This is a genomic window from Eggerthella hominis (assembly GCF_014287365.1).
In the GTDB taxonomy this organism is placed as follows: domain Bacteria; phylum Actinomycetota; class Coriobacteriia; order Coriobacteriales; family Eggerthellaceae; genus Eggerthella; species Eggerthella guodeyinii.
This window is the reverse complement of the sequence record NZ_JACOOA010000001.1, coordinates 348,874-369,725: the sequence shown is the minus strand read 5'-3', so window position 1 is coordinate 369,725 and position 20,852 is coordinate 348,874. Positions and strand designations below refer to the sequence as shown.

The 20,852-nt window shown below is 69.3% G+C and carries 18 protein-coding genes; 1 reads left to right on the top strand and 17 read right to left on the bottom strand.

Features of this window, described 5'->3' with window-relative positions; genetic code table 11:
- Positions 1-249: 249 nt before the first annotated feature.
- The 15 genes from H8S61_RS01620 to H8S61_RS01550 all read right to left on the bottom strand — a co-directional run bounded on the left by H8S61_RS01620 (position 250) and on the right by H8S61_RS01550 (position 18,718).
- On the bottom strand, positions 250-999 hold the full coding sequence (locus H8S61_RS01620) for a regulatory protein RecX (protein WP_186937720.1): 750 nt from the start codon (positions 997-999) through the stop codon (positions 250-252).
- A 1-nt stretch (position 1,000) separates the two neighbouring features.
- Positions 1,001-2,059 (bottom strand): recombinase RecA, encoded by a 1,059-nt coding sequence (gene recA / locus H8S61_RS01615; protein WP_160941572.1) that lies wholly within the window; start codon positions 2,057-2,059, stop codon positions 1,001-1,003.
- A 273-nt stretch (positions 2,060-2,332) separates the two neighbouring features.
- Positions 2,333-3,562: a CDP-diacylglycerol--glycerol-3-phosphate 3-phosphatidyltransferase gene (gene pgsA, locus H8S61_RS01610; protein ID WP_186937719.1), complete on the bottom strand. Its 1,230-nt coding sequence runs from the start codon at positions 3,560-3,562 to the stop codon at positions 2,333-2,335.
- 5 nt (positions 3,563-3,567) lie between these two features.
- On the bottom strand, positions 3,568-4,878 hold the full coding sequence (gene rimO / locus H8S61_RS01605) for a 30S ribosomal protein S12 methylthiotransferase RimO (RefSeq protein ID WP_186937718.1): 1,311 nt from the start codon (positions 4,876-4,878) through the stop codon (positions 3,568-3,570).
- A 15-nt stretch (positions 4,879-4,893) separates the two neighbouring features.
- Positions 4,894-5,391: a YajQ family cyclic di-GMP-binding protein gene (locus tag H8S61_RS01600; protein ID WP_154331904.1), complete on the bottom strand. Its 498-nt coding sequence runs from the start codon at positions 5,389-5,391 to the stop codon at positions 4,894-4,896.
- 143 nt (positions 5,392-5,534) lie between these two features.
- Positions 5,535-6,674, bottom strand: coding sequence for a helix-turn-helix domain-containing protein (locus tag H8S61_RS01595; protein WP_366457640.1), 1,140 nt, complete (start codon positions 6,672-6,674; stop codon positions 5,535-5,537).
- Positions 6,675-6,678: 4 nt separating this feature from the next.
- On the bottom strand, positions 6,679-9,210 hold the full coding sequence (locus H8S61_RS01590) for an FtsK/SpoIIIE family DNA translocase (protein ID WP_186937717.1): 2,532 nt from the start codon (positions 9,208-9,210) through the stop codon (positions 6,679-6,681).
- Positions 9,211-9,310: 100 nt separating this feature from the next.
- A complete protein-coding gene (locus H8S61_RS01585) occupies positions 9,311-11,266 on the bottom strand; it encodes a ribonuclease J (RefSeq protein WP_186937716.1) in 1,956 nt (651 codons plus the stop codon).
- Between the two features lie 213 nt (positions 11,267-11,479).
- Positions 11,480-12,376, bottom strand: coding sequence for a 4-hydroxy-tetrahydrodipicolinate synthase (gene dapA, locus H8S61_RS01580; protein ID WP_154331902.1), 897 nt, complete (start codon positions 12,374-12,376; stop codon positions 11,480-11,482).
- Between the two features lie 101 nt (positions 12,377-12,477).
- Positions 12,478-13,245, bottom strand: a complete 768-nt coding sequence (gene dapB, locus H8S61_RS01575) for a 4-hydroxy-tetrahydrodipicolinate reductase (protein ID WP_186937715.1) — start codon at positions 13,243-13,245, stop codon at positions 12,478-12,480.
- Positions 13,246-13,419: 174 nt separating this feature from the next.
- On the bottom strand, positions 13,420-15,657 hold the full coding sequence (gene pnp, locus H8S61_RS01570; protein ID WP_114532759.1) for a polyribonucleotide nucleotidyltransferase: 2,238 nt from the start codon (positions 15,655-15,657) through the stop codon (positions 13,420-13,422).
- Positions 15,658-15,811: 154 nt separating this feature from the next.
- The gene (rpsO, locus tag H8S61_RS01565; RefSeq protein ID WP_009307039.1) at positions 15,812-16,099 is read right to left on the bottom strand and encodes a 30S ribosomal protein S15; all 288 of its coding nucleotides are present in this window, start codon (positions 16,097-16,099) and stop codon (positions 15,812-15,814) included.
- A 251-nt stretch (positions 16,100-16,350) separates the two neighbouring features.
- Entirely contained in the window at positions 16,351-16,803 is a 453-nt protein-coding gene (locus H8S61_RS01560) for a GNAT family N-acetyltransferase (RefSeq protein WP_160941577.1), read from the bottom strand.
- 49 nt (positions 16,804-16,852) lie between these two features.
- The gene (locus H8S61_RS01555) at positions 16,853-18,007 is read right to left on the bottom strand and encodes a sensor histidine kinase (protein ID WP_160941578.1); all 1,155 of its coding nucleotides are present in this window, start codon (positions 18,005-18,007) and stop codon (positions 16,853-16,855) included.
- A 12-nt stretch (positions 18,008-18,019) separates the two neighbouring features.
- Complete coding sequence (locus tag H8S61_RS01550) at positions 18,020-18,718, bottom strand: response regulator transcription factor (RefSeq protein WP_160941579.1); 699 nt, start codon at positions 18,716-18,718, stop codon at positions 18,020-18,022.
- A gap of 285 nt (positions 18,719-19,003) precedes the next feature.
- On the opposite strand from H8S61_RS01550, the gene H8S61_RS01545 reads away from it, so the two are divergent.
- Positions 19,004-19,786: a C39 family peptidase gene (locus H8S61_RS01545; protein WP_186937714.1), complete on the top strand. Its 783-nt coding sequence runs from the start codon at positions 19,004-19,006 to the stop codon at positions 19,784-19,786.
- On the opposite strand, the gene H8S61_RS01540 is transcribed toward H8S61_RS01545, so the two are convergent.
- Positions 19,771-20,022, bottom strand: a complete 252-nt coding sequence (locus H8S61_RS01540) for a TIGR03905 family TSCPD domain-containing protein (RefSeq protein WP_186937713.1) — start codon at positions 20,020-20,022, stop codon at positions 19,771-19,773. The two genes, H8S61_RS01545 and H8S61_RS01540, sit on opposite strands and share 16 nt — an antisense overlap.
- A 50-nt stretch (positions 20,023-20,072) precedes the next feature.
- Positions 20,073-20,849, bottom strand: coding sequence for a DNA repair protein RecO (gene recO, locus H8S61_RS01535; RefSeq protein ID WP_186937712.1), 777 nt, complete (start codon positions 20,847-20,849; stop codon positions 20,073-20,075).
- Between the last annotated feature and the right edge of the window lie 3 nt (positions 20,850-20,852).

The following is a 20,852-nucleotide window of genomic DNA, read 5'->3' as shown; positions in this document are numbered from 1 at the left end:
CCCCTTTCGTTTCAGTTTCCGATAGAGCGTTACATTCAAGGGACATAGGCATAAAAAATCCCGGAAAACCGGGCATGAACGAACGCACGCGATACGGGTGGCATCGTATGAATTTGTCTATAAGAAGTACCCTCATCAGGTACGATCATTCAAGCTATACCATATGATAAAGGTTGTGCCCGAATTGTAAAAGCCCTGAGAGGAAATAATCTGAAAAGCGGGCGCAGAATACCGGGGAAACGAGGGCCTCTACCCCTCGGCGGGGTTCGCTTCGCACCACAGCCGAGCCGCCGTGGACGACACCGAGGCGCTGAAGCCCTTCTGGGCGAGGCGGCGATAGGCGGCGTCGCGCCGGTTCTTCGCACGCGGCGGCTTGCGCTCGAGCAGCGCGAGGGCGCGCTCGACCTCGCCCGCGTCGTCGCCGTCGCCCGCGGCGAGCGCGTCGACGCTGTCGGCGTCGATGCCGAGCCCCTCGAGCTCCGCCGCGATGCCGCGCCGACCGCGCCCCTGGGCGAGGCGGCTGCGCACGAGCACGTCGGCGAACCGGGCGTCGTCGACGAGGCCGCAGGCCAGCGCGCGCGACAGCGCCGCCTCGACGGCCTCGGGCTCGAAACCGTCGCGCGCGAGACGCTGGCGCAGCTGCTCGCAGGCCTGCTCGCGCACGAGGCAGAGGCGCTCGATCTTGCGGAAGGCGGCCTCAGGGTCGGCGAGGCGGGCGTCCTCGGCGGCATCGGAGCGAGGGGTCTTTTTGCGAGCACCGGAGGCACCAGAGAGGTTGCCTGATGCGGCGCGAAAAGCAGCGTGAACCCGCGGGTCGTCGGGCGCCTCAGGGAAACGGGCGGATTCCTCAGGGGAACGGGAGGGCGTCTCGCGGAAGCGGGCGGGTGCCTCATGGGGGCGGGACGACTCCGCGACGTCGGCAGCGGGCGCGGCGCCTTGCTCGATGGCGGCGATCTCCGCGCGCAGGCGGGCGCGGAGATCGCTCGGGGACTCGGGCATGCTACTTCTTCTTCGTGGGCTTGGCGACCGGGGTGAGGGCGTCGGCCTCCTCGGTCGAGCGCGTGATGATGGGGATGTCGAAGGCCTCGCGCACCTTCGTCTCCAGCTCGTCGCGCAAATCGGGGTTCTCCTTGAGCGTCTGCTTCGCCGCCTCGCGGCCCTGGCCCAGGCGCTCCTCGCCGTAGGTGTACCACGCGCCGCTCTTCTTGGCGACGCCGGCCTCCACGGCCATGTCGACGATGCAGCCCTCGCGCGAGATGCCCTCGCCGTACATGAGGTCGAACTCGGCCTGGCGGAACGGCGGGGCCACCTTGTTCTTGACCACCTTGGCGCGCACGCGGTTGCCCACGATCTCGCCGTCTTTCTTGATGGAGTCGATGCGGCGGATGTCGATGCGCACGCTCGAGAAGAACTTGAGGGCGCGGCCGCCCGTCGTGGTCTCGGGGTTGCCGAACATCACGCCGATCTTCTCGCGCAGCTGGTTGATGAAGATGCACGTGGTGTTCGACTTCGAAAGCGACCCCGCCAGCTTGCGCAGCGCCTGCGACATGAGGCGCGCCTGCAGGCCCACCGTGGTGTCGCCGATCTCGCCCTCGATCTCGGCGCGGGGCACGAGCGCGGCCACCGAGTCGACCACGACCGCGTCGATGGCGCCAGAGCGCACGAGCATGTCGCAGATCTCGAGCGCCTGCTCGCCGGTGTCGGGCTGCGAGATGAGCACCTCGTCGATATCGACGCCCAAGCGCGCGGCGTACACGGGATCGAGCGCGTGCTCGGCGTCGATGAAGGCCACGATGCCGCCCATGGCCTGGGCTTCGGCGATGATCTGGAGCGCGAGCGTCGTCTTGCCGCTCGACTCGGGGCCGTACACCTCGATGACGCGGCCGCGCGGAACGCCGCCGATGCCAAGCGCCGCGTCGAGCGGCAGCGCACCGGTCGGAATCGCCCCGATGTTGAGGTCGTGGCCGCCCTCGCCGAACTTCATGATGGAGCCCTTGCCGAACTTGGTCTCGATCTGGTCGGTGGTCAGCTTGAGCATCTTCGATTTTTCTTCGTTCATGCGGTTCCTTCTCTTCCTGCCGCGAGCGCCAAGGACGCGGAGCGTTTGCTGCTTACCATTATACGAACATATGTTTGTCGGTCAAGCATTTTCGCGAAAGAAGCTTGCAACCCCAGTATAACGCCGCCGCATCACGTCCCGATGGCGCGCGTCCGACGCGCAGCACCCTTCGATCCAGCGCGTTTCCCATGCCGAAGGCACGCGGTTTCCACGTTTCCTGCCAGCCGATCCAACGCGGTTTCCACGCGGCTCTCGCGCGGTCCCCGCGCGGTTCTAGCGTGCTTCCAGCGCCTCGAGCGCGAACTCGAGCGCCGCGCGCACGGTGAGCAGGCGCACCTCGTCGCGGGTTCCGGGGAAATGGCAGCAGCGCGCGCAGGTGAGGGCCGCGTCGGCGCGGCCGATCCACACGGTGCCCACCGGCTTGCCCGGCTCGGCCCCGCCCGGCCCGGCGATGCCCGTCACCGACACCGCCACGTCGCACGCGAGTGCGCGCCGGGCGCCCTCGGCCATGGCGCACGCCGTCTCCTCGCTGACCGCCCCGCACAGGGCGAGCGTCTCGCGGCCCACGCCCAGCACGTCGCGCTTCACGTCGGAGGAGTAGCTGACGATGCCGCCGCGCACGACGTCCGAGCTGCCCGGCACGTCGGTGAGCGTCGCGGCGATGAGGCCGCCCGTGAGGCTCTCGGCCGTGCCGACGGTCTTGCCCGCCGCGCGCGCCGCCTCCAGCACGCGCCCGGCCAGCTCGTCGAGCGCCTCGGGCGCGATGCCCGCGGCCTCCTCGGCGCCGAGCGCGCGCTCCCCCGCCCCGTCGGCCGCATCCGCTTCCGGTGCCGCCTCTCCGGCGGCCGCGGCCGCGCGCTTCGCGCGCTTGCCCGACGGCGTGAACCCGAGGATCTCCTTCGCCTTCACGAAGTAGTCGAGCATCGAGATGATGGTGAGCGCCACCGCGATGAGCATGGCCAGCCACGACACGAGGTACAGCGGGTTGTGCAGCACGCCCTCGGGGTCGGCGATGACCACGCTGTCCTTGATGATGAACAGCACGATGGCGACGATCTGCGTGACCGTCTTCGCCTTGCCGTACCAGCTGGCCGCGATGACCACGCCCTGGCTGGCCGCCACCATGCGGATGCCCGAGACGATGAACTCGCGCGTGAGGATGACGAGCGCCACCCACGAGGGCAGCACGCCCAGCTCGATGAGCGCGAGCAGCGCCGCCGCCACGAGGATCTTGTCGGCCAAAGGATCGATGAACTTGCCGAAGTTCGTCACCTCGCCGCGGCTGCGGGCCAGGTACCCGTCGAGGCCGTCGGTGGCGGCCAGCAGGATGAAGATGCCGGCGGCGATCCACGACTTCGACGCCTCGGCGTCGGGCCAGAACGGGAAGTACTCCGGCCAGGGGCTGATGATGGCCACCACGAACACCGGCACGAGGCAGATGCGCAGCAGCGTCACCACGTTCGCCGGCGTCCACAGCTTCTCGTGGACGGGACCTTGCGTCATCGCGCTCACTCCCCTTCCATCTCGTAGAGCAGCGTGTCGGCGATGCGCACGCGGCGCACCTCGCCCGGCTCGCCCGCGGCGAGGTAGGTGACGCCGTCCACCTCGGGCGCCTGGCACATGGCGCGCCCGAACAGCTGGCCGTCCTCCTCGAAGCCCTCCACGAGCACGTCCATCTCGCGCCCGACGCGCGCGGCGATGCGCGGACAGCACACGGCGTCGGCCAGGTCGCGCAGGCGCTGAGCGCGGTCGGCCTTCTCGTCCTCGTCCACCTGGTCGGGCAGGTCGTAGGCGCGCGTGCCCTCCTCGCGCGAGTACGGGAACACGCCCACGTAGTCGAACAGCCCCTCCTCGACGAAGGAGCACAGGTCCTCGAACTGCTCGTCGGTCTCGCCCGGGAAGCCCGCGATGAGCGTCGTGCGCAGCGTGGCGTCCGGCACGTGCGCGAGCACGCGCTCGATGAGCGCCAGGAACTCCTCGCGCGAGCCCGTGCGGTTCATGGCGCGCAGGATGCCCGCGTCGACGTGCTGCAGCGGGATGTCGAAGTAGTCGCACACGTTCGCATGCCCGGCCACGGCGTCGAGCAGCTCGTCGGTGAGGCCCTCCGGCTGGATGTACATGACGCGGAACCACGTCTGCGGGAACTCCTCGGCCAGCGCGGACACGAGCGCCGCCAAAGACGACGGCTCCTCGAAGTCGGCGCCCCAGCGCCCCGTGTCCTGAGCGATGAGCACGATCTCGCGCGCACCGGCCGCCACCTGGGCGGCAACGTCGGCGCGCACGTCGTCGAGCGGGAAGCTGCGGTAGCGGCCGCGGATGTACGGGATGGTGCAGTACGTGCAGAACCGGTCGCACCCGTCGGAGATCTTCACGTAGGCCGACACGGCGCCCGGCAGGGCTGCGGGCGCCTCGGCGCCCTCCGCAAGCCCGTCGAGCCCCAGCGCGTCGGCCACGACGGCGGCGATGTCGTCCTCGCGGCTGCACGGCACGAACGCGCGCGCCTCGGTCAGCTCGCCGGCCAGGTCGTCGCCGTAGCGCGCGGGCATGCACCCGGCCACGATGAGCGCGGCGCCGGCTGCCACGTTGGGCAGCCCCGCCACGTCGAAGATGGCCTCGAGGCTCTCCTCCGTGGCGCTCTGGATGAACGAGCAGGTGTTGACCACCACGGCGTCGGCGCAGGCCGGATCGTCCTCGATCGAGAATCCCGCCTGCACGAGCCGCGCGCGCATGTGCGCCGTGTCCGCTTCGTTCTTCGCGCATCCCAGCGTGACGAAGGCGACGCGGGACGCGACGGGCGCCGCGTCAGATGAGCGTGTCATAATGGCGCGACCGCCCTAGCGGTAGTTGACGAACTGGAGCGGCTGGCCGTAATCGTTGCCCTTGAGGAACGCGATGACCTCCTGCAGCGCATCGCGCGACGGCGAGCTGACGCGCAGCTTGTCGCCTTCGATCTGCACCTTCACCTTGAACTTCTCGGCCTTGATGTCCTTGTTGATCTTGCCGGCCACGTCCTTCTCGATGCCTTCGACGATGGTGGCCTTCTGGCGCACGCTCTGGCCGGCGGCCGCCTCGGGCTCGGCCCACTGCACGGCGGCCAGGTCGATGCCGCGGCGGATGAGCTTCGAGCCGATGACGTCGATGACCTGCTTGGCCACGAAGTCGGCCGGGGCCGCCACCGTCATGGTCTTGTTCGCCTTGTCGAGCGAGATCTCGGCGCCCGAGTCCTTCAGGTCGTAGCGTTGGGCGAGCTCCTTCTTCGCTTGCTGGAAGGCGTTGTCCACTTCCTGCATGTCGACCGTGGACACGACGTCGAAGCTGGATTCCTTGGCCATGAGCGTTCCTTTCCGTGCGACGCGGCCCGCGCTTGCGGGCCGCCCGAATTTTCGTTTGCTCACAGCATAGCGCATTTTCGCGCTCAGACCGGCAATTTCAGAGGCGCTCCACGACGAGCGGGCGCCCTCGACCGGCGGGTTTCCTACGCCCCGGTCGAGCCGTCGTCCGTTCCCGTGCCCGCATCCGCGTCTCCCGCGTCGGCGCTGCCCGCGTCCTTCTTCTTCGCGTCCGGATGGTCTTCGTACCACTGATCCAAGTAGGCGTCGAAGTCCACCGTGGCCATCGGCATGCCGCTCGCGTCGGAGCCGTCGAAAGCGACCGCCTCGCCGTCCGCGGTGATGGTCACGCCGTCGCTCGCCCAGGCCGCGAACGTCCACACGTCGCCCTCGGCGAGCTCGACCGTCTCCTCCTCGCCGCCCGAGAACATGCTCTCCGTCGCCACGCCGTCCTGCGTGATGACCGCGTACACGGGGGTGTTCTTCGCGATCGAGTACGTCACCTTCAGGGTCGTCGGCGCGGTTTCCGCGGGCGCGGCCTGCGGCTGGGAGTTCTCGCCGTCGCCGTCCGTGCCGCTGCCGTCCTTCGTCGGATCGGTGACGCCCGTCACCGGCAGCTTCGTCAGATCGTCGTTCGAAGCGCCGCCGGCGTTGCCGAACACCAGCACGAGCACCACGATGAGCAGCACGAGGATCACGCCGCCGGCGATGATGAACGGCAGCTTCGACTGCACGACGCTCGAGGCCTTCGGCCCGGCGTAGAAGTTCGTGTACTCGGCGTTCGGCAGCGCCGCATGGCGGCTGGGGTGCGTGCGGTCCTCGGAGTAGAGGCGCCCTGCCCCGCCGCCGCGCGTGCCGTAGTCGCGGCCGTAGTCGCGCCGATCGTCGTACATGGTGCGCCCGAGCGCGTTCTGCCGCGGGGGGCGCTCGTCGGCCTGCTGCGCGGGGCGGGCGCCCTGGCGCGCGGACGAGCGCGCGGTGCGCGACGTGCCGCCCATGTCGAAGCCCGAGGGCTGCGCGTCGTTGCGGGCGCGTCCCACCTGGTAGGCGTAGGCCTCGTCCAGGTACATGCGCGTCATCTCGGTGGGGTTGAGGCCCACGAGGCGCGCGTAGGCGTTCACCATGTTGCGCGCGTAGCCGCGCGGGGGCATGCGCGAGAAGTCGTCCTCCTCGATGGCGCGGAGGATGTCGGGCCGGATGCGGAGCCGCCGCGCGGCCGTCGCGAGGTCGTAGCCCTTGCGCTCGCGGGCCTCTCTCAAAATGGTTCCGAATGTCACCTGCGCCACCTCGTCACTCCTCCGGGCTCGCCGCGTCGTGCGCCTCGAAGGCCTTCAACGTCTCGAGCTCCATGGCGTCCACGAGCACTTCGCGGGGCTTGCTGCCGTTCGGCGGTCCCACGACGCCCTTTTCCTCCAGCATGTCCATTATACGCCCAGCGCGCGAATAGCCCACCTTGAGGCGGCGCTGGATGTTCGAGGTTGATCCGAGGCCGCTCGACACCACGATGTCGGCCGCCTCCCAGATGAGCGGGTCGTCGTCGGAGACGCCGCCGCCCGAGCCGTCGGGCTGCGACGCGCCCAGCGTGATGAGGTTCGTCTGCAGGATCTCGGAGTGGTACTCGGGCTCGCCCTGGTCCTTGAGCATGGCCACCACGGCGTTGATCTCGTCCTCCGACACGTAGCAGCCCTGGATGCGCTGCGGCCGGGCGAACTCGGGCTTCGACAGCAGCAGGTCGCCCAGGCCGATGAGGTTCTCGGCGCCCGGCGTGTCGAGGATGACGCGGCTGTCGATGCCGCTGGCCACGTTGAACGAGATGCGGTTCGTGATGTTGGCCTTGATGAGGCCCGTCACGACGTTCGTGGACGGGCGCTGCGTGGCCACGATGAGGTGGATGCCGGCCGCGCGCGCGAGCTGCGCGATGCGGCTGATGGAGAACTCGACTTCCTTGCCCACGTTCATCATGAGGTCGGCCAGCTCGTCGATGATGATGACGAGATAGGGCAGCTCGGCGCCCATCTCGCCGGCGGGCGGCTCCTCGCCGGCCTCGACAGCCCTCTGCTGGGCGGCGATCTCGGCCTGCACCTTCGCGTTGTACTGGCCGATGTTGCGGGCGCCCACCTTCGAGAACACCTTGAGGCGGCGCTCCATCTCGGCCACGCCCCACGACAGCGCGCTGGCCGCCTCGCGCGGCTCGGTGACCACGGGGACGTACAGGTGCGGGATGCCGTTGTAGGGCGTGAACTCCACGCGCTTCGGGTCGATCATGATGAAGCGCACCTCGGAGGGCGTGGCGCGCATGAGGATGGACATGATCATGGCGTTGATGGCCACCGACTTGCCCGAGCCCGTGGTGCCGCCGATGAGCAGGTGGGGCATCTTCGCGAGGTCGGAGATGATGGAGCGGCCCTCGACGTCCTTGCCGATGACGATCTGCAGCGGGCCCTCGGTGGCGTCCTTGATGACGTCGCCGAGCAGCACGCTTTGGCGCGAGCGGTTCGGCACTTCGATGCCGACGTAGTTCGTGCCGGGGATGGGCGCGAAGATGCGCACGCCCGGCGCGGCCAGCGCGAGCGCGATGTCCTGCTCGAGCGCCGTGATGCGGCTCACGCGCACGCCGGCGGGCAGGTCCACCTTGAACAGCGTCACGGTGGGGCCCGCGACCCAGCCCACGACCTCGGCCATGATGGCGAAGCTCTCGAGCGTCTCCTGGAGGCACGCGGCGGTGTCGGCCAGCTCGGCGTCGGAGGCCTTGTCCTTCTTGGAGTTCTTCGACACGGCCAGCAGGTCGGCGGGCGGCAGCACGAAGCCGTCCGCCGGGCTCGGCGCGGCCAGGGGCGTGGAGCTGGCCGACGACTTGGGGGCCGACGAAGGGCCGACGTCCTTGTCGTGCTTGCGGCCGAGCTTGCGCGTGAGCGCCTGCGGGGCCTCGCCCACCGCCTCCTCCGCGGCGGATGCGCGGCCGCCGATGACCTGCGTGGCCAGCGACTGCGACGCGCGGCGGGGCTTGCTCGGACGGGCCTTCGCGGCGTCCTTGGCGCGCGGCAGGACGTTCGTCGCGCCCGCCTCCACCACCTCGCCGGTCGTGGGCACCACGGGCACCTTCGCGCCTCCTTCGCGCCTCACGCGGGCGTAGGGCGGCGCGGCCAGCACGCCGCCGTCGCCCTCCTCGCCGACGAGCGCCCGGCGCGCGTCCTGCACGCGCTCGACGAGCTTCGACACCGAGAACCCGATGATCACGAGCCCGGCCAGGATGACGCCGACCATGACGATGCACGACACCACCTGCCCGAACAGGCTGAGGCCCACCCACGCGATGCCGGCGCCCACGTAGCCGCCGCGCGCGACGAGCTCGTCGGCCAGGAACAGCCGGTCGGTGGCGTCGGGCGCGGACTCGGGCGTGAACAGGGCCAGCATGGTGAGCACGGCCACGAAGATCATCACGAGGCCCACGGCCACGCGCAGCGGCACGCGCTCGCGGTCGAAGCGCGCGAGGAAGCTGGCGCCGATGACCAGCAGGAAGAACGGCAGCAGATAGGCGCCCAGGCCCAGCGTGAGGTGGAGCGCCGACGAGACGAACGAGGTGACCACGGCGTTCGTGGGCAGCACCGCCGCCACGAACAGCACGACGGCGAGCACGGCGAACGCCACGCCCGTGATGTCGCGGCGCGTGCGCTCGTCGAACAGGCGGGGCTCCTCCGCCGCCTGCGCGCGGGAGCCCTTGGCCTGCTTCGCCCGCTTTTCGGCGGGAGAGGCCGCCTTGCCCTTCGATTTCGCCGCGGAAGACGGTTTCGGCTTCGCGGTGCTGGATGACTGTCGGGCCACGCCCTACTCCTTTATGCTGCGTTTGATCTGCGTTTCATGAGTTCGTTTCGGCCGATGGCACGGCCGCATGCGCCCATAAGGTGCATGCGGCCATTATAGCTTAAACCTCGAGCAAGTTCACAATCACCATGGGGCGGGTTTTCGTGCGCTCCCACAGCAGCGACAGCAGGGCGTCGCGCCCGGCCTTCTTCCACTCCTTCTGGCCGCCGCCCTTGCCCATGGCGCGCCCGAGGGCGCTCTTCACGGTGTTCTGCGCGTCGCGCACGAGGAAGTCGTCGTCGCCGCCCGTGATGCCGTGCATCTCGATCTGCACGCTGCCCACCACGTTCTTGCCCTTCGGCGACACCGCGGCGGCGATGGCCGCGAAGCCCTGCGAGCCCAGCGCGTTGCGCTCGTCCAGCACGCCCTGCGACGTGTCGCCCACCGACAGGCCGTCCACGAACACGATGCCGCTCTGCACGGTCTCGCCGCGGACGACGCCGTTCGACGTCAGCTCGAGGCTCTCGCCGTTCTCGCAGATGAACACGTTGTCGGCCGGCACTCCCGTGGCCTCGGCCAGGCGGGCGTGGGCGCGCAAGTGCGTCGCCTCGCCGTGCACCGGCATGAACGCCTTGGGCTTCACGATGCTCAGCACCAGCTTGAGCTCCTCGGCGCCGGCATGGCCCGACACGTGCACGCGGGCGCGGTTCTTGTCGTACACGTCCGCGCCGATCTTCGCCAGGCCGTTGATGACGCGTGTGACCGCCTTCTCGTTGCCCGGCACCGGCGTGGCCGACACGATGACCGTGTCGCCCTCGTCCATGGTGATGGTGCGGTGCTCGCCGTTGGCGATGCGGGCCAGCGCCGAGAGCGGCTCGCCCTGGCTGCCCGTGCACATGATGACCACCTGCTCGGGCGGGATGCCCTTGAGGTCGTAGGCGTCGATGAGGTCGGTGTCGCTGATGCTGAGGTAGCCCAGGCGGCGCGCGATGTCGGTGTTCTGGATCATCGAGCGGCCCGTGACCACCACCTTGCGGCCGTTGGCCACCGCCGCGTCGCAGATCTGCTGCATGCGGTGGATGTGGCTGGCGAACGACGCGATGATGACGCGCCCCTTCGCCTGCGCGATGATCTTCGCCAGCTCCTTGCCCACCTCGGCCTCCGACGGCGTGAAGTTGGGGTTCTGCGCGTTCGTGGAGTCGCTCATCATGAGGTCGACGCCGATCTCGCTGAACTTCGACAGCGCGCCGAAGTCGGTGTTCACGCCGTCGATGGGCGTCTGGTCCAGCTTGAAGTCGCCCGTGTGCAGGACGTTTCCGGCCGGGCTCTGGAAGAACACGCCCACGGCGCCCGGGATGGAGTGGTTCACGGCGAAGAACTCGGCCGTGAAGCAGCCCAGCTTGATCTGGTCGCCGGGCTTGATCTCCACGAGCTTGGCGTTCTTGATCTTGTGCTCGGCGAACTTGCCCTCGATGAGGCCGAGCGTCATCTTCGTGCCGTAGATGGGCACGTTGCGATCGAGGTCCTTCATGAGGTACGGCAGCGTGCCGGTGTGGTCCTCGTGGCCGTGCGTGATGATGATGCCGCGCAGCTTGTCGGCGTTCTCGAGCACGTAAGTGTAGTCGGGCAGGATGAGGTCGACGCCCGGATGGTTGTCGTCGGGGAACATGAGGCCGGCGTCGTCGAGGATCATGTCGCCCTTGCACTCGAAGGCCGTCATGTTCTTGCCGATGGCGTCGAGGCCTCCGAGCGGGATGATCTTGAGCGTGGCGTTCGGATCCTTCTTCGGCGAGGCGAAGCTGCGCCGCGCGCTCTGGTCGTTGCGGTCCGCCGGGCGCTGGCCCCCCTGGGAGGTCTGCTCGCCCTTCGTCAGCTGCGGGCGCTTGTGCTCGAGCTGCACGTGCTTGTACGTGCGCGTCTTCTTGTTGTTCTGGCCGTTTTGGCCGGCGTTCTGGCCGCTTTCGCCGCCACCGTTCGCGCGGGGCGCTTTCTCACCCTTGCGCGGGGTCCCGCCGGTGCGGTTCTCCGTGCGTGCGCGATCGCTTCCGCGCTGAGCGCGCGGGTTCTTCTCTTCCATGTCGTTCCTTTTTCTCGGGCGACGGGGGGCGCATATGCGAGGAGCCGGGGTATCCCGGCTGGTCTCGCCGCAGGTGGAAATCCGTTCGCACCTGCAAGCCCGCACATCGCGGTTATGTCATGCACCGCTTCACGCGATGCTTCGGTCCTTGCTTGCGAAACCGCTTGGGCGCAGCGCTCGCGCGCGGCGTCCAAGCGGTTTCGGCGGTCGCGCTCACGCGTCGAGCACGCCCACTTCGCGCATGGTGGCGGCCAGGCGCTCGGACTGCTCGGGCGTGGCGTCCACGAGCGGCAGGCGCACGCCGCCCACGGGGAAGCCCAGCAGCTTGAGCGCTTCCTTGACGAGGATGGGGTTCGAGGTTTCGAACAGCCCCGTCATGAGCGGCATCAGGCGCTCGTTGGCCGCCGCGGCGGCCTCCCAGTCGCCGGCCGCGCACAGATCCACGATCTCCTTCATGCGCGCCGGAGACACGTTGCCGATGGTGGAGATGACGCCGGTGCCGCCGAGCTTCATGATGTCGAACGTGGCGGCGTCGTCGCCGGAGTACACGGCGAAGCCCTCGGGAGCGCCGTCGACGATGGCCTTGATCTGGTCCATCTTGCCCGACGCCTCCTTCACGGCCACGACGTTGGCGCAGTCGTGCGCGAGGCGCAGCGTGGTGTCGGCTTCCATGTTCACCACGCAGCGGCCCGGGATGTTGTACAGGATGATGGGCAGCTCGACCGCGTCGGCGATGGTGCGGAAGTGCTGGTACATGCCCTCTTGCGGGGGCTTGTTGTAGTAGGGCACCACGCACATGAAGCCGTCGACGCCGAGCTCTTGCACATCGCGGGCGAAGTTCACCGTGTCGGCCGTGCAGTTGTCGCCGACGTTCGCGATGACGGGCACGCGGTCGCCCACGGCCTCCACCACGGCGCGGAACAGCTCCATCTTCTGCGGGTAGAACACGGTCGGGCTCTCCCCCGTCGTGCCGTTGATGATGAGGGAGTCGCTGCCGCCGTCGACGAGGCGCGCGGCGAGCGCCTGAGCCTTGTCGAGATCGAGCTCGCGATTCCCATCGAAGGGCGTGACCATGGCCGGGATCATTCGGCCGAACCGGGGCTGCGACATGCTCTGACTCCTCACCTTCCACGCGCGCCGCCGAGTGCCGAGCGCGCATCCATCGTACACGAACAAGTGCCTGAACGGCTATTATGACACGAGACGGGCCGTCAGGCCATGAAGTTCTCCAAACCTACAACGAGTCCCTCGCACGAGCCCACGCTGCGGATGCCCAGCAGCACGCCCGGCATGTACGACGTGCGCTCCCACGAGTCGTGGCGGATGGAAAGCGTCTGGCCCAGCGAGCCGAAGATCACTTCCTGGCTGGCCACGTAGCCCATCGAGCGCACCGAGTGCACGGGGACGCCGTCCACGAGCGCGCCGCGCGCGCCCTCGGCGCCCTCGATCTCGGTCTCCTTGCCCGGCGCCTCGCTCGCGCGGCCGTCGCGCGCCTCGGCGATGATCTGCGCCGTGCGCACCGCGGTGCCCGAGGGGGCGTCCTTCTTGTTGCAGTGGTGGAACTCGATGACCTCGGCCTCCGGGAAGTACGGCGCCGCCGCCTTCGCGAACTCCATCATGAGCACCGCGCCCGTCGTGAAGTTCGGCGCGTAGAACAGGCACGTGCCCGCCGGTGCGAGCGCGGCCAGCTCCTCGAGCGTCTCGTTCGACAGGCCCGTCGTGCCCACCACGCAGTCGATGCCGGCGGGAAGGGCCTCGCGCAGGTTGTCGGCGACCACGGAGGGCTGGGTGAAGTCCACGAGCACGTCGAACGCCCACGACTCGAGCGCCGCCGCCACCGTCGGGTACACGGGGAAGTCGACCTCGGGCCTATGCGGGTCGATGCCGCATGCGAGCTCCATGTCGTCCGCCGCGCGCACCGTGTCGCACACGGTCCTGCCCATGCGGCCCGCGCATCCCGCAACTGCCACCTTGATCATCGCTACCTGCCTTTCGCTTCGTTACCGTGCGTATCCTACCACGTCGAAGGCGGGGTTTGCGCGCCCGTTACCCGGTCGGCACGATTTGTCCGGGCAACGTCGCCCCCGCAACGACGAAGGGGCCGCGCGCGGCCCCTTCGCAATCAACCTTGCAGCGCGTGCGCGCCGGAATCGCTACGCGTCGTGGCGACGGCGCGGCGTGCGGCCGCCGTTGCCCTCGCGCCCGCTGCGGCCCGGACGGTTGTCGCGGCCGCCGTTGCGGTCGCCGCGATCCCCGCGGTCGCTGCGCTCGCGACGCTCGCCGCTGGGGGCGGAGCCTTCGGGAGCGTCGGGCTTGTCGAGGCGGTCGAGCGAGATCTTGCCCGTCTTCGGGTCCACCTCGAGCACTTCCACCTTGATGACGTCGCCGAGGTTCAGCACGTCCTCCACCTTGCCGACGCGGCCGTTGGCCACGCGGGAGATGTGCAGCAGGCCGTCCTTGCCGGGGGTCAGCTTGACGAACGCGCCGAAGTCCTTGATGCCCACGACCTCGCCATCGAACTGCTCGCCCACCTCGGGCTCCTTCACGATGCCGAGGATCATGGCCTTCGCGGCCTCGCCGGCCGGGCCCTCGATGGCGGCGATGTGGATGGTGCCGTCTTCCTCGATGTTGATGCTGGCGCCCGTCTCCTCCTGGATGCCGCGGACGACCTTGCCGCCCGAGCCGATGACGTCGCGGATCTTGTCCACCGGGATGTGGATGGTCTCGATGCGCGGCGCGAACTCGGAGAGCTCCTCGCGCGGCGCGGAGATGGTCTCCAGCATGGCGCCGAGGATGTGGGCGCGGCCTTCGCTGGCCTGCTTGAGCGCGCGGGCGAGGATCTCGACGGACAGGCCGCGGGCCTTGTTGTCCATCTGCAGGGCGGTGATGCCCTTCTCCGTGCCGCACACCTTGAAGTCCATGTCGCCGAGGAAGTCCTCGATGCCCTGGATGTCGGAGAGGATGACCACGTCGTCGCCCTCCTTGATGAGGCCCATGGCGATGCCCGACACGGGCGCCTTGATGGGCACGCCGGCGTCCATGAGGGCCAGCGTGGAGCCGCAGGTGGAGGCCATGGACGACGAGCCGTTCGACTCGAGGACCTCGGACACCACGCGGATGGCGTAGGGGAACTCGTCCTCGCTCGGCAGCACCGGGAGCAGCGCGCGCTCGGCGAGGGCGCCGTGGCCGATCTCGCGGCGCTTCGGGGCGCCCATGCGGCCGGTCTCGCCCGTGCAGTACGGCGGGAAGTTGTACTGGTGCATGTAGCGCTTGCCCTCGGCGGGGTCGATGGTGTCGAGGCGCTGCCATTCGTTCAGCATGCCGAGCGTGCAGACGGAGAGCGCCTGCGTCTGGCCGCGCTGGAACAGGCCCGAGCCGTGCACGCGGGGCAGGTAGCCCGGCACGATGTACAGCGGGCGGATGTCCTCCGGACGGCGGCCGTCGGCGCGCTCGCCCGTCTCGATGACCATGGCGCGCATGGCCTTCTTCTCGAGCTTCTTGAGCTCGGCGGCGATGTCGCCCTTCCAGGCGGCGCGCTCCTCGTCGGAGAACTGCTCCTCCTTGATGCGGGCCTTGAGCTCCTCCACCTTGCCCATGCGCGACAGCTTGTCGGCGTCGTGCAGCGCGGCGGACATCTCGGCCATGAACGGCGCGACGCGCTCGGCGATGGCCGGGTCGGCGACGTGGATGGGCCACTCGCGGGGCTCGATGTTCGCGCGCTCGAGGAAGCGCTGCTGGACCTCGCAGAACGCGGCGATGGCCTCCTGGCCGAACGTCATGGCGGCCAGCATGTCCTCTTCGGATATCTCGTCGGCGCCCGCCTCCACCATGGAGATGTAGTCGGCCGTGCCGGCGATGGTCAGCTCGAGGTCCGAGTTCTCGGACTCCTCGAACGTGGGGTTCACGATGAACTCGCCCGTCTCGACGTCGCGGCCGATGCGCACGCAGGCGGCGGGACCGTCGAAGGGAGCCGCGCCCAGCATGAGGGCCGCGCTGGCGCCCATGACGCAGACGGTGTCGGGCGGGTTGATGCTGTCGACGACGAGCGTCGTGCACACGACGTGCACCTCGCGCTTGAAGCCGTCGGCGAAGCCGGGGCGGATGGGACGGTCCACCATGCGGGCCGTCAGCGTGCCCTTGTCGGAGGGACGCGCCTCGCGCTTGAGGTAGCCGCCCGGGATGCGGCCGACCGCGTACATCTTCTCGATGAAGTCGACCGTGAGGGGGAAGAAGTCGTAGTCCTTCTCCTCCTTCGAGATGACGGCCGTGACGAGCACGGTCGTGTCGCCCTGCGTGACGACGACCGCGCCGGTCGCCTGCTTGGCGAGCTCGCCAGTCTCCAAACGGTACTGCTTTCCGTACAGTTCGAAGGATTCGACGATTTTTTCCATATGTTGCTTTCTTTCTCTTCACCTGAACGGCCCTAGTGCCGCTCAGCTTCTTCGGCGCCGGGGTACTTACCGTTCCCCCGCCGCCGCGAGCGGATGCGCCCTTGCGTCCCGCCCGCCGTCTATGTAAAAGCCCGCCAAGGCGGGCTTTCATACGCTAGATGGTGTCGCGAATGCCGAGCTGCTTGATGAGCGTACGGTACTCCTCGATGTTGCGGTTCTTGATGTACTTCAGAAGACCGCGACGCTTGCCGAGGAGCATCATGAGGCCTCGGCGGGTGTGGTTGTCCTTCTTGTGCACCTTGAGGTGCTCGGTGAGGTTGCGGATGCGCTCGGTGAGGATCGCCACCTGAACCTCGGGACTGCCGGAATCGCCTTCGCCCTTGCCGAATTCCTTGACGAGCTCGGCGGTGCGCTCCTTGCTGATGCTGAGTTTGCTGGCCATGTGCTATTCCACCTTTCGTGCGCAGCGCCTCGTTCGGGGCGCCGCTCCCTGCACGCCTGCCCGGCCCGGGCCCGCGTGCGTCGTATGCGCGTCCCTCTGAGTGGGCATGCGGTGAACATGCGGACCAAGCGGAACGTGCCTGCGTTTTCGCAGCCCGCCTATTGTAGCGGCAAGCGGCGCGCGCGGCAAGCGGGCGACGGGGCGCCCACAGGTTCCGCACAAAGCGCCGACGATCCGTTGCCGCCCCGCCATCAGGACAGACGCAGCTCCATGAACACGTCGGCCATCGGGTTGCCGCCGTAGCGGTCGATGTCGCGGAAGCCCAGGCGCCGGTAGAGCGCGATGGCGTTCGCGCTCGTGGAGACGGTGTCGAGGCGCACGGCGTCGTACCCCCGCTCGCGCGCGAAGGCGACGGCGCGCTCGGCGAGGCGCCGGCCCCAGCCCCGGCCCTGCAGGCGCTCGAACACGAACAGCGTCTTCAGCTCGCAGGTCCGCGCGTCGAGCGCGCGCACGCCCGCGCATCCCACGACCTCGCCGCCGTCCTCGACGAGGCACCAGAGCGCCTCGTACGCCTCCTCGATGCGCATCAGGTGCGCATGGCGCCCCTCCGGGTCGAACGAGCGCCCCGACTCGGGCAGGCAGCGGCCGAGGAAGGCGAACAGCGCCTCGTTGAGCGGCGGCTCGTAGGCGACGAGCTCGATCATAGTACAGCTCCTTCTTTCCGGCACCGGTGCGGGGTTGCGCGGGGCCGCGTCACGAGCGCGCCACGCTGGGGCCTTGGGGGATCCAGATGGTGAACGAGGTGAGGCCGGCGTCGCTCGAAGCGTAGATGTCGCCGCCGTGGGCGCGGGCGATCTCGCGGGAGATGGCGAGGCCGAGGCCCGCGCCGCCCGCCTGCGACCCGCGCGACTCGTCGGCGCGGTAGAACTTCTCGAACACGCGCTCGAGGTGCTGCGGCGACAGCTCGCGGCCCTGGTCGCTCACCGTGAGCTCCCACCACACGAAGCCGTCGGCCGCCGTCACGAGGCCCGTGCGCACCTTCACGTCCGTCTCGGGGTCGGCGTAGGCCACCGCGTTCTTGATGACGTTGTTGAGCACGCGCGCCACGCGACCCGCGTCGGCGAACACCGACAGCTCGGCCGGCCCCTCGTAGACCAGCTCGAGGCGGCGCCCCTCGGCCAGCGGGAAGAACTCGTCCATCACCTGGTTCACGAACAGCGCGCCGTCGAAGCGCGAGCGCTCGATGGGGATGGCCTGCAGGTTGTAGCGCGTGATCTCGAAGAACTCGTCGAGCAGCTCCTCGAGCCGGTAGGCCTTGTCCAGCGTGATGTTCGTGTAGCGGGCGCGCACGTCGAGCGGCAGGTCGGGCGACTCCTCGAGCAGCGTGAGGTAGCCGATGATGGAGGTGAGCGGCGTCTTGATGTCGTGCGCCAGGTACACCACCAGCTCGTTCTTGCGCTCCTCGGCCGCCTTCGCGGCGCGCTCGTTCTGCTCGGAGGCGGCCTTGATGGTGTTGAGCGCCATGGCGGTGGGCGCCAGCTCGCTCGGCAGCATGACGGGGCCGTCGCTCTTCGCCAGGATGTCGGACATCGAGTCGAGCAGCAGGTCGAAGTAGCGCAGGCCCCGGTTGATGCCCGAGCGCACCACGAGCACGATGCCCAGCACGAAGCCGATGGCCGAGCATATCATGAACGTGCTGGCGAGCATCGTGTGCAGCGTGTAGTTGTAGTCGAGCAGCTCGTAGACGGCGTTCGACACGGTCGAGCCGAACACGGTCATGAAGCCGCCGTACAGCACGAGGTATATGACCATGAACAGGATGACGTTCACCACCGTCCGGCGCAGGATGGCGTTCGAGAGCCGCTTCGTCTGGTCGATCCGCGCCTGGGAGCGCGCAGGTGCCTCCATAGCTTCCTCCTCCTAGCCCAGCTTGTAGCCGACGCCCCACACCGTTTCGACGAACTCCTGGGACGAGTCGACGGCGGCCAGCTTCTTGCGCAGATGGCGGATGTGCACCATCACCGTGTTGTTGCTCTGGGCGTTGGCCTCCTCGCCCCACACCGCCTCGAACAGGTCGCGCGAGGCCACGGGATGGCCGCTGTCGCGCATGAGGCAGGCGAGGATGGCGAACTCCTTCGGCGTGAGGCAGAGCGGCTCGCCGTGCAGCGTGGCCGCGTAGGCGCTCTCGTCGAGCGCGATGCCGCCGCACTCGAGCACGCCCTGGTCGGCCGCCTTCCCCGCGTCGGCCGCCGCGCTGCGGCGCAGGCGCGCGCGGACGCGGGCGACGAGCTCGCGGGGCTTGAACGGCTTCACCACGTAGTCGTCGGCCCCCAGCTCGAAACCCACCACCTTGTCGATCTCCTCGTCCTTCGCCGTGAGGAAGATGATGGGCGCCGAGCTCGTGCGCCTGAGCTCGCGGCAGCAGGCGAACCCGTCCATGCCGGGCATCATGATGTCGAGGATGACGAGGTCGAAGGGCTCGCCCGCCTGCTCGGCCAGCAGGTCGGCCGCCGCGTAGAACACCGAGGGGGAGAACCCCGCCTCCACGAGCAGCTGCCCCACCAAGTCGGCGATGGCCTGCTCGTCGTCGCACACGGCGATGCGCATCTTCGATTCCACGCGTTCCTCCTCGCTCGTCTTCGCGCCCGGCCGGGCGCGCCGGGCGCCCTGCGCCCTCCGTCTCGTGCCATTGTATAAGCCTCCGCGCGCGCCCGAGCCCCTGACAAGGCAAGATTAAGGAAAACTTAAGCAATCGGTTGACGTTTCTTCTGGGACGGGGCGGGCGCGTCCGAGGGATACTTGACGGCGAGGACGGCGCGCTGCGAGCGGGCCGGAGGTCGTCCGGGGCAGCGCCTCGGACGACGCCTCGCCATCCCTGTATCCGACGCTTTCGAGGAGGCTCCCATGCCGTACACGAATTCCTTCGACGCGAGATCGCATCCGAGCCGCCAGGCCTACCGCGCGCAGCCGACCCGCCGCATGGTCGCTCCCCCGAACCGCGCCTACGCCGCACCCGGCGCGCACCGCATCCGCGCGCGCACGCCGGGGCAGCTCGCCGTCGTGCTCGTGCTGCTGGCGGCCCTCGGCGGCGCCTGCTGGTACGCCGTGAGCACCCTGACGGGCGTCGTCGTCGGCGCGCAGGCGGGCGGGACCTCCTCCTCCGAGCCGCAGTCCACGCCGCAGAGCGCCTGGAAGGCCGGCGAGGTGCCGGCGCTGTACCAGCGCGACCCCGCCTGGGCGAGCGCCGCCTACGCCGGGGACTCGTTCGGCACGACGGGCTGCGGGCCCACGTGCCTGACGATGGTGTACGTCGCACTGACCGGCCGCACCGACATGACCCCGGCCGACATGGGCGCGTTCTCCGAGCGCCTCGGCTGCGCCACGCCCGACGGCACCGCCTGGGCGTTCATGACCGACGGCGCGGCCGAGCTGGGGCTCGTCGCCGAGGAAGTGCCCGCCGACGAGGCGAGCGTGCGCCGCGCCCTCCTGGCCGGCTCCCCCGTCGTATGCAGCGTGGGGCCGGGCGACTTCACCAGCACGGGCCACTTCATCGTGCTCACCGGCATCGACGAGCAGGGCCGCCTGCTCATCCGCGACCCCAACAGCCCCGAGCGCACGGGCAAGGCCTGGGACTTCGACACCGTGCTCGGCCAGTGCCGCGCGATCTGGGCCTACACGGCCGCCTGACGCGCTTCGCGCAGCCCCTTCACCAGCTGGTCAGCGCACGAGGTGCTGCGCCGGCCGCAGGTGTTGCCTTCGAGCACGGCGGCGACCTCCTCCACCGTCATGCCCTCGATGAGCTTGGACACGGCCTTGAGGTTGCCGTTGCAGCCGCCGACGAACTCGACGCGCGCCACCTTGTCGCCGTCCAGGTCGATGTGGATCGCGCGCGAGCAGACGCCGCGCGGGGTGTACTGGTACATGGCCCTCTCCTTCGATGTGCAATCTCCACGCGGGCCCCGCCCGCGCCTTCTCAGAACAATCCGCAGGTGAACAGGAAGTTCAGCGACTTGAGGTTCGACCCCACGTGCTCGTGCACCCACTGCTGGCAGAAGCGCAGCACGGCGAACGAGGCGGAAAGGTCCACCTCGAGAGCCTCGATCTCGGCGAACGTGGAGCCCAGCAGCGCCCGGCACCACGCCAGCGTGGAGGCCGGCACGAGGACCGTCTCGACGTTCGGCCGGCACGCGGCGCACACCACCCCGCCCTCCTGGTACGAGAGCGGCACGAGGGCGTCCGACGAACCCGCCGGCGCCGGCACGTCGCGCCCGCAGCCCACGCACACGTCGAGGCTGGGGCGCAGCCCCGCGAACGCGAGCGTCTTGAGCAGGTGGGCGGCGCACACGGCCGGCACCTGCGCGGCCTCCACCCGCCCCAAGCTGGCGAGCGCCGCGCGCGTGAGCGCGAACAGGCGGGGGTTCTCCAGCCCCATCTGCGTGACGCGGTCGAGCAGCTCGGCCATGGGCGCGGCGCCGGAGGCGTGCTCGATGTCGCGGCGCAGGCGCTCGTTGCTCTCGACGAGCCGCACTTCCTTCACGATGTCGAGGCTGCGCCCGCGCGCGAGGAGCGCGTCGGCCACCGAGTACAGCTCGAGGCGCGCCGCGAACGAGCTGGCGGGCTTGCGCGCGCCTTTCGCCACGGCCCGCATCTGCGAGCCGTCCTCGGCGAGCATCGTCACGATGAGGTCGCTCTCGCCGAGCTTCGTCTTGCGCAGCACGATGGCGCGCGCGCCGTAGGTGGGCTGGGACACGCG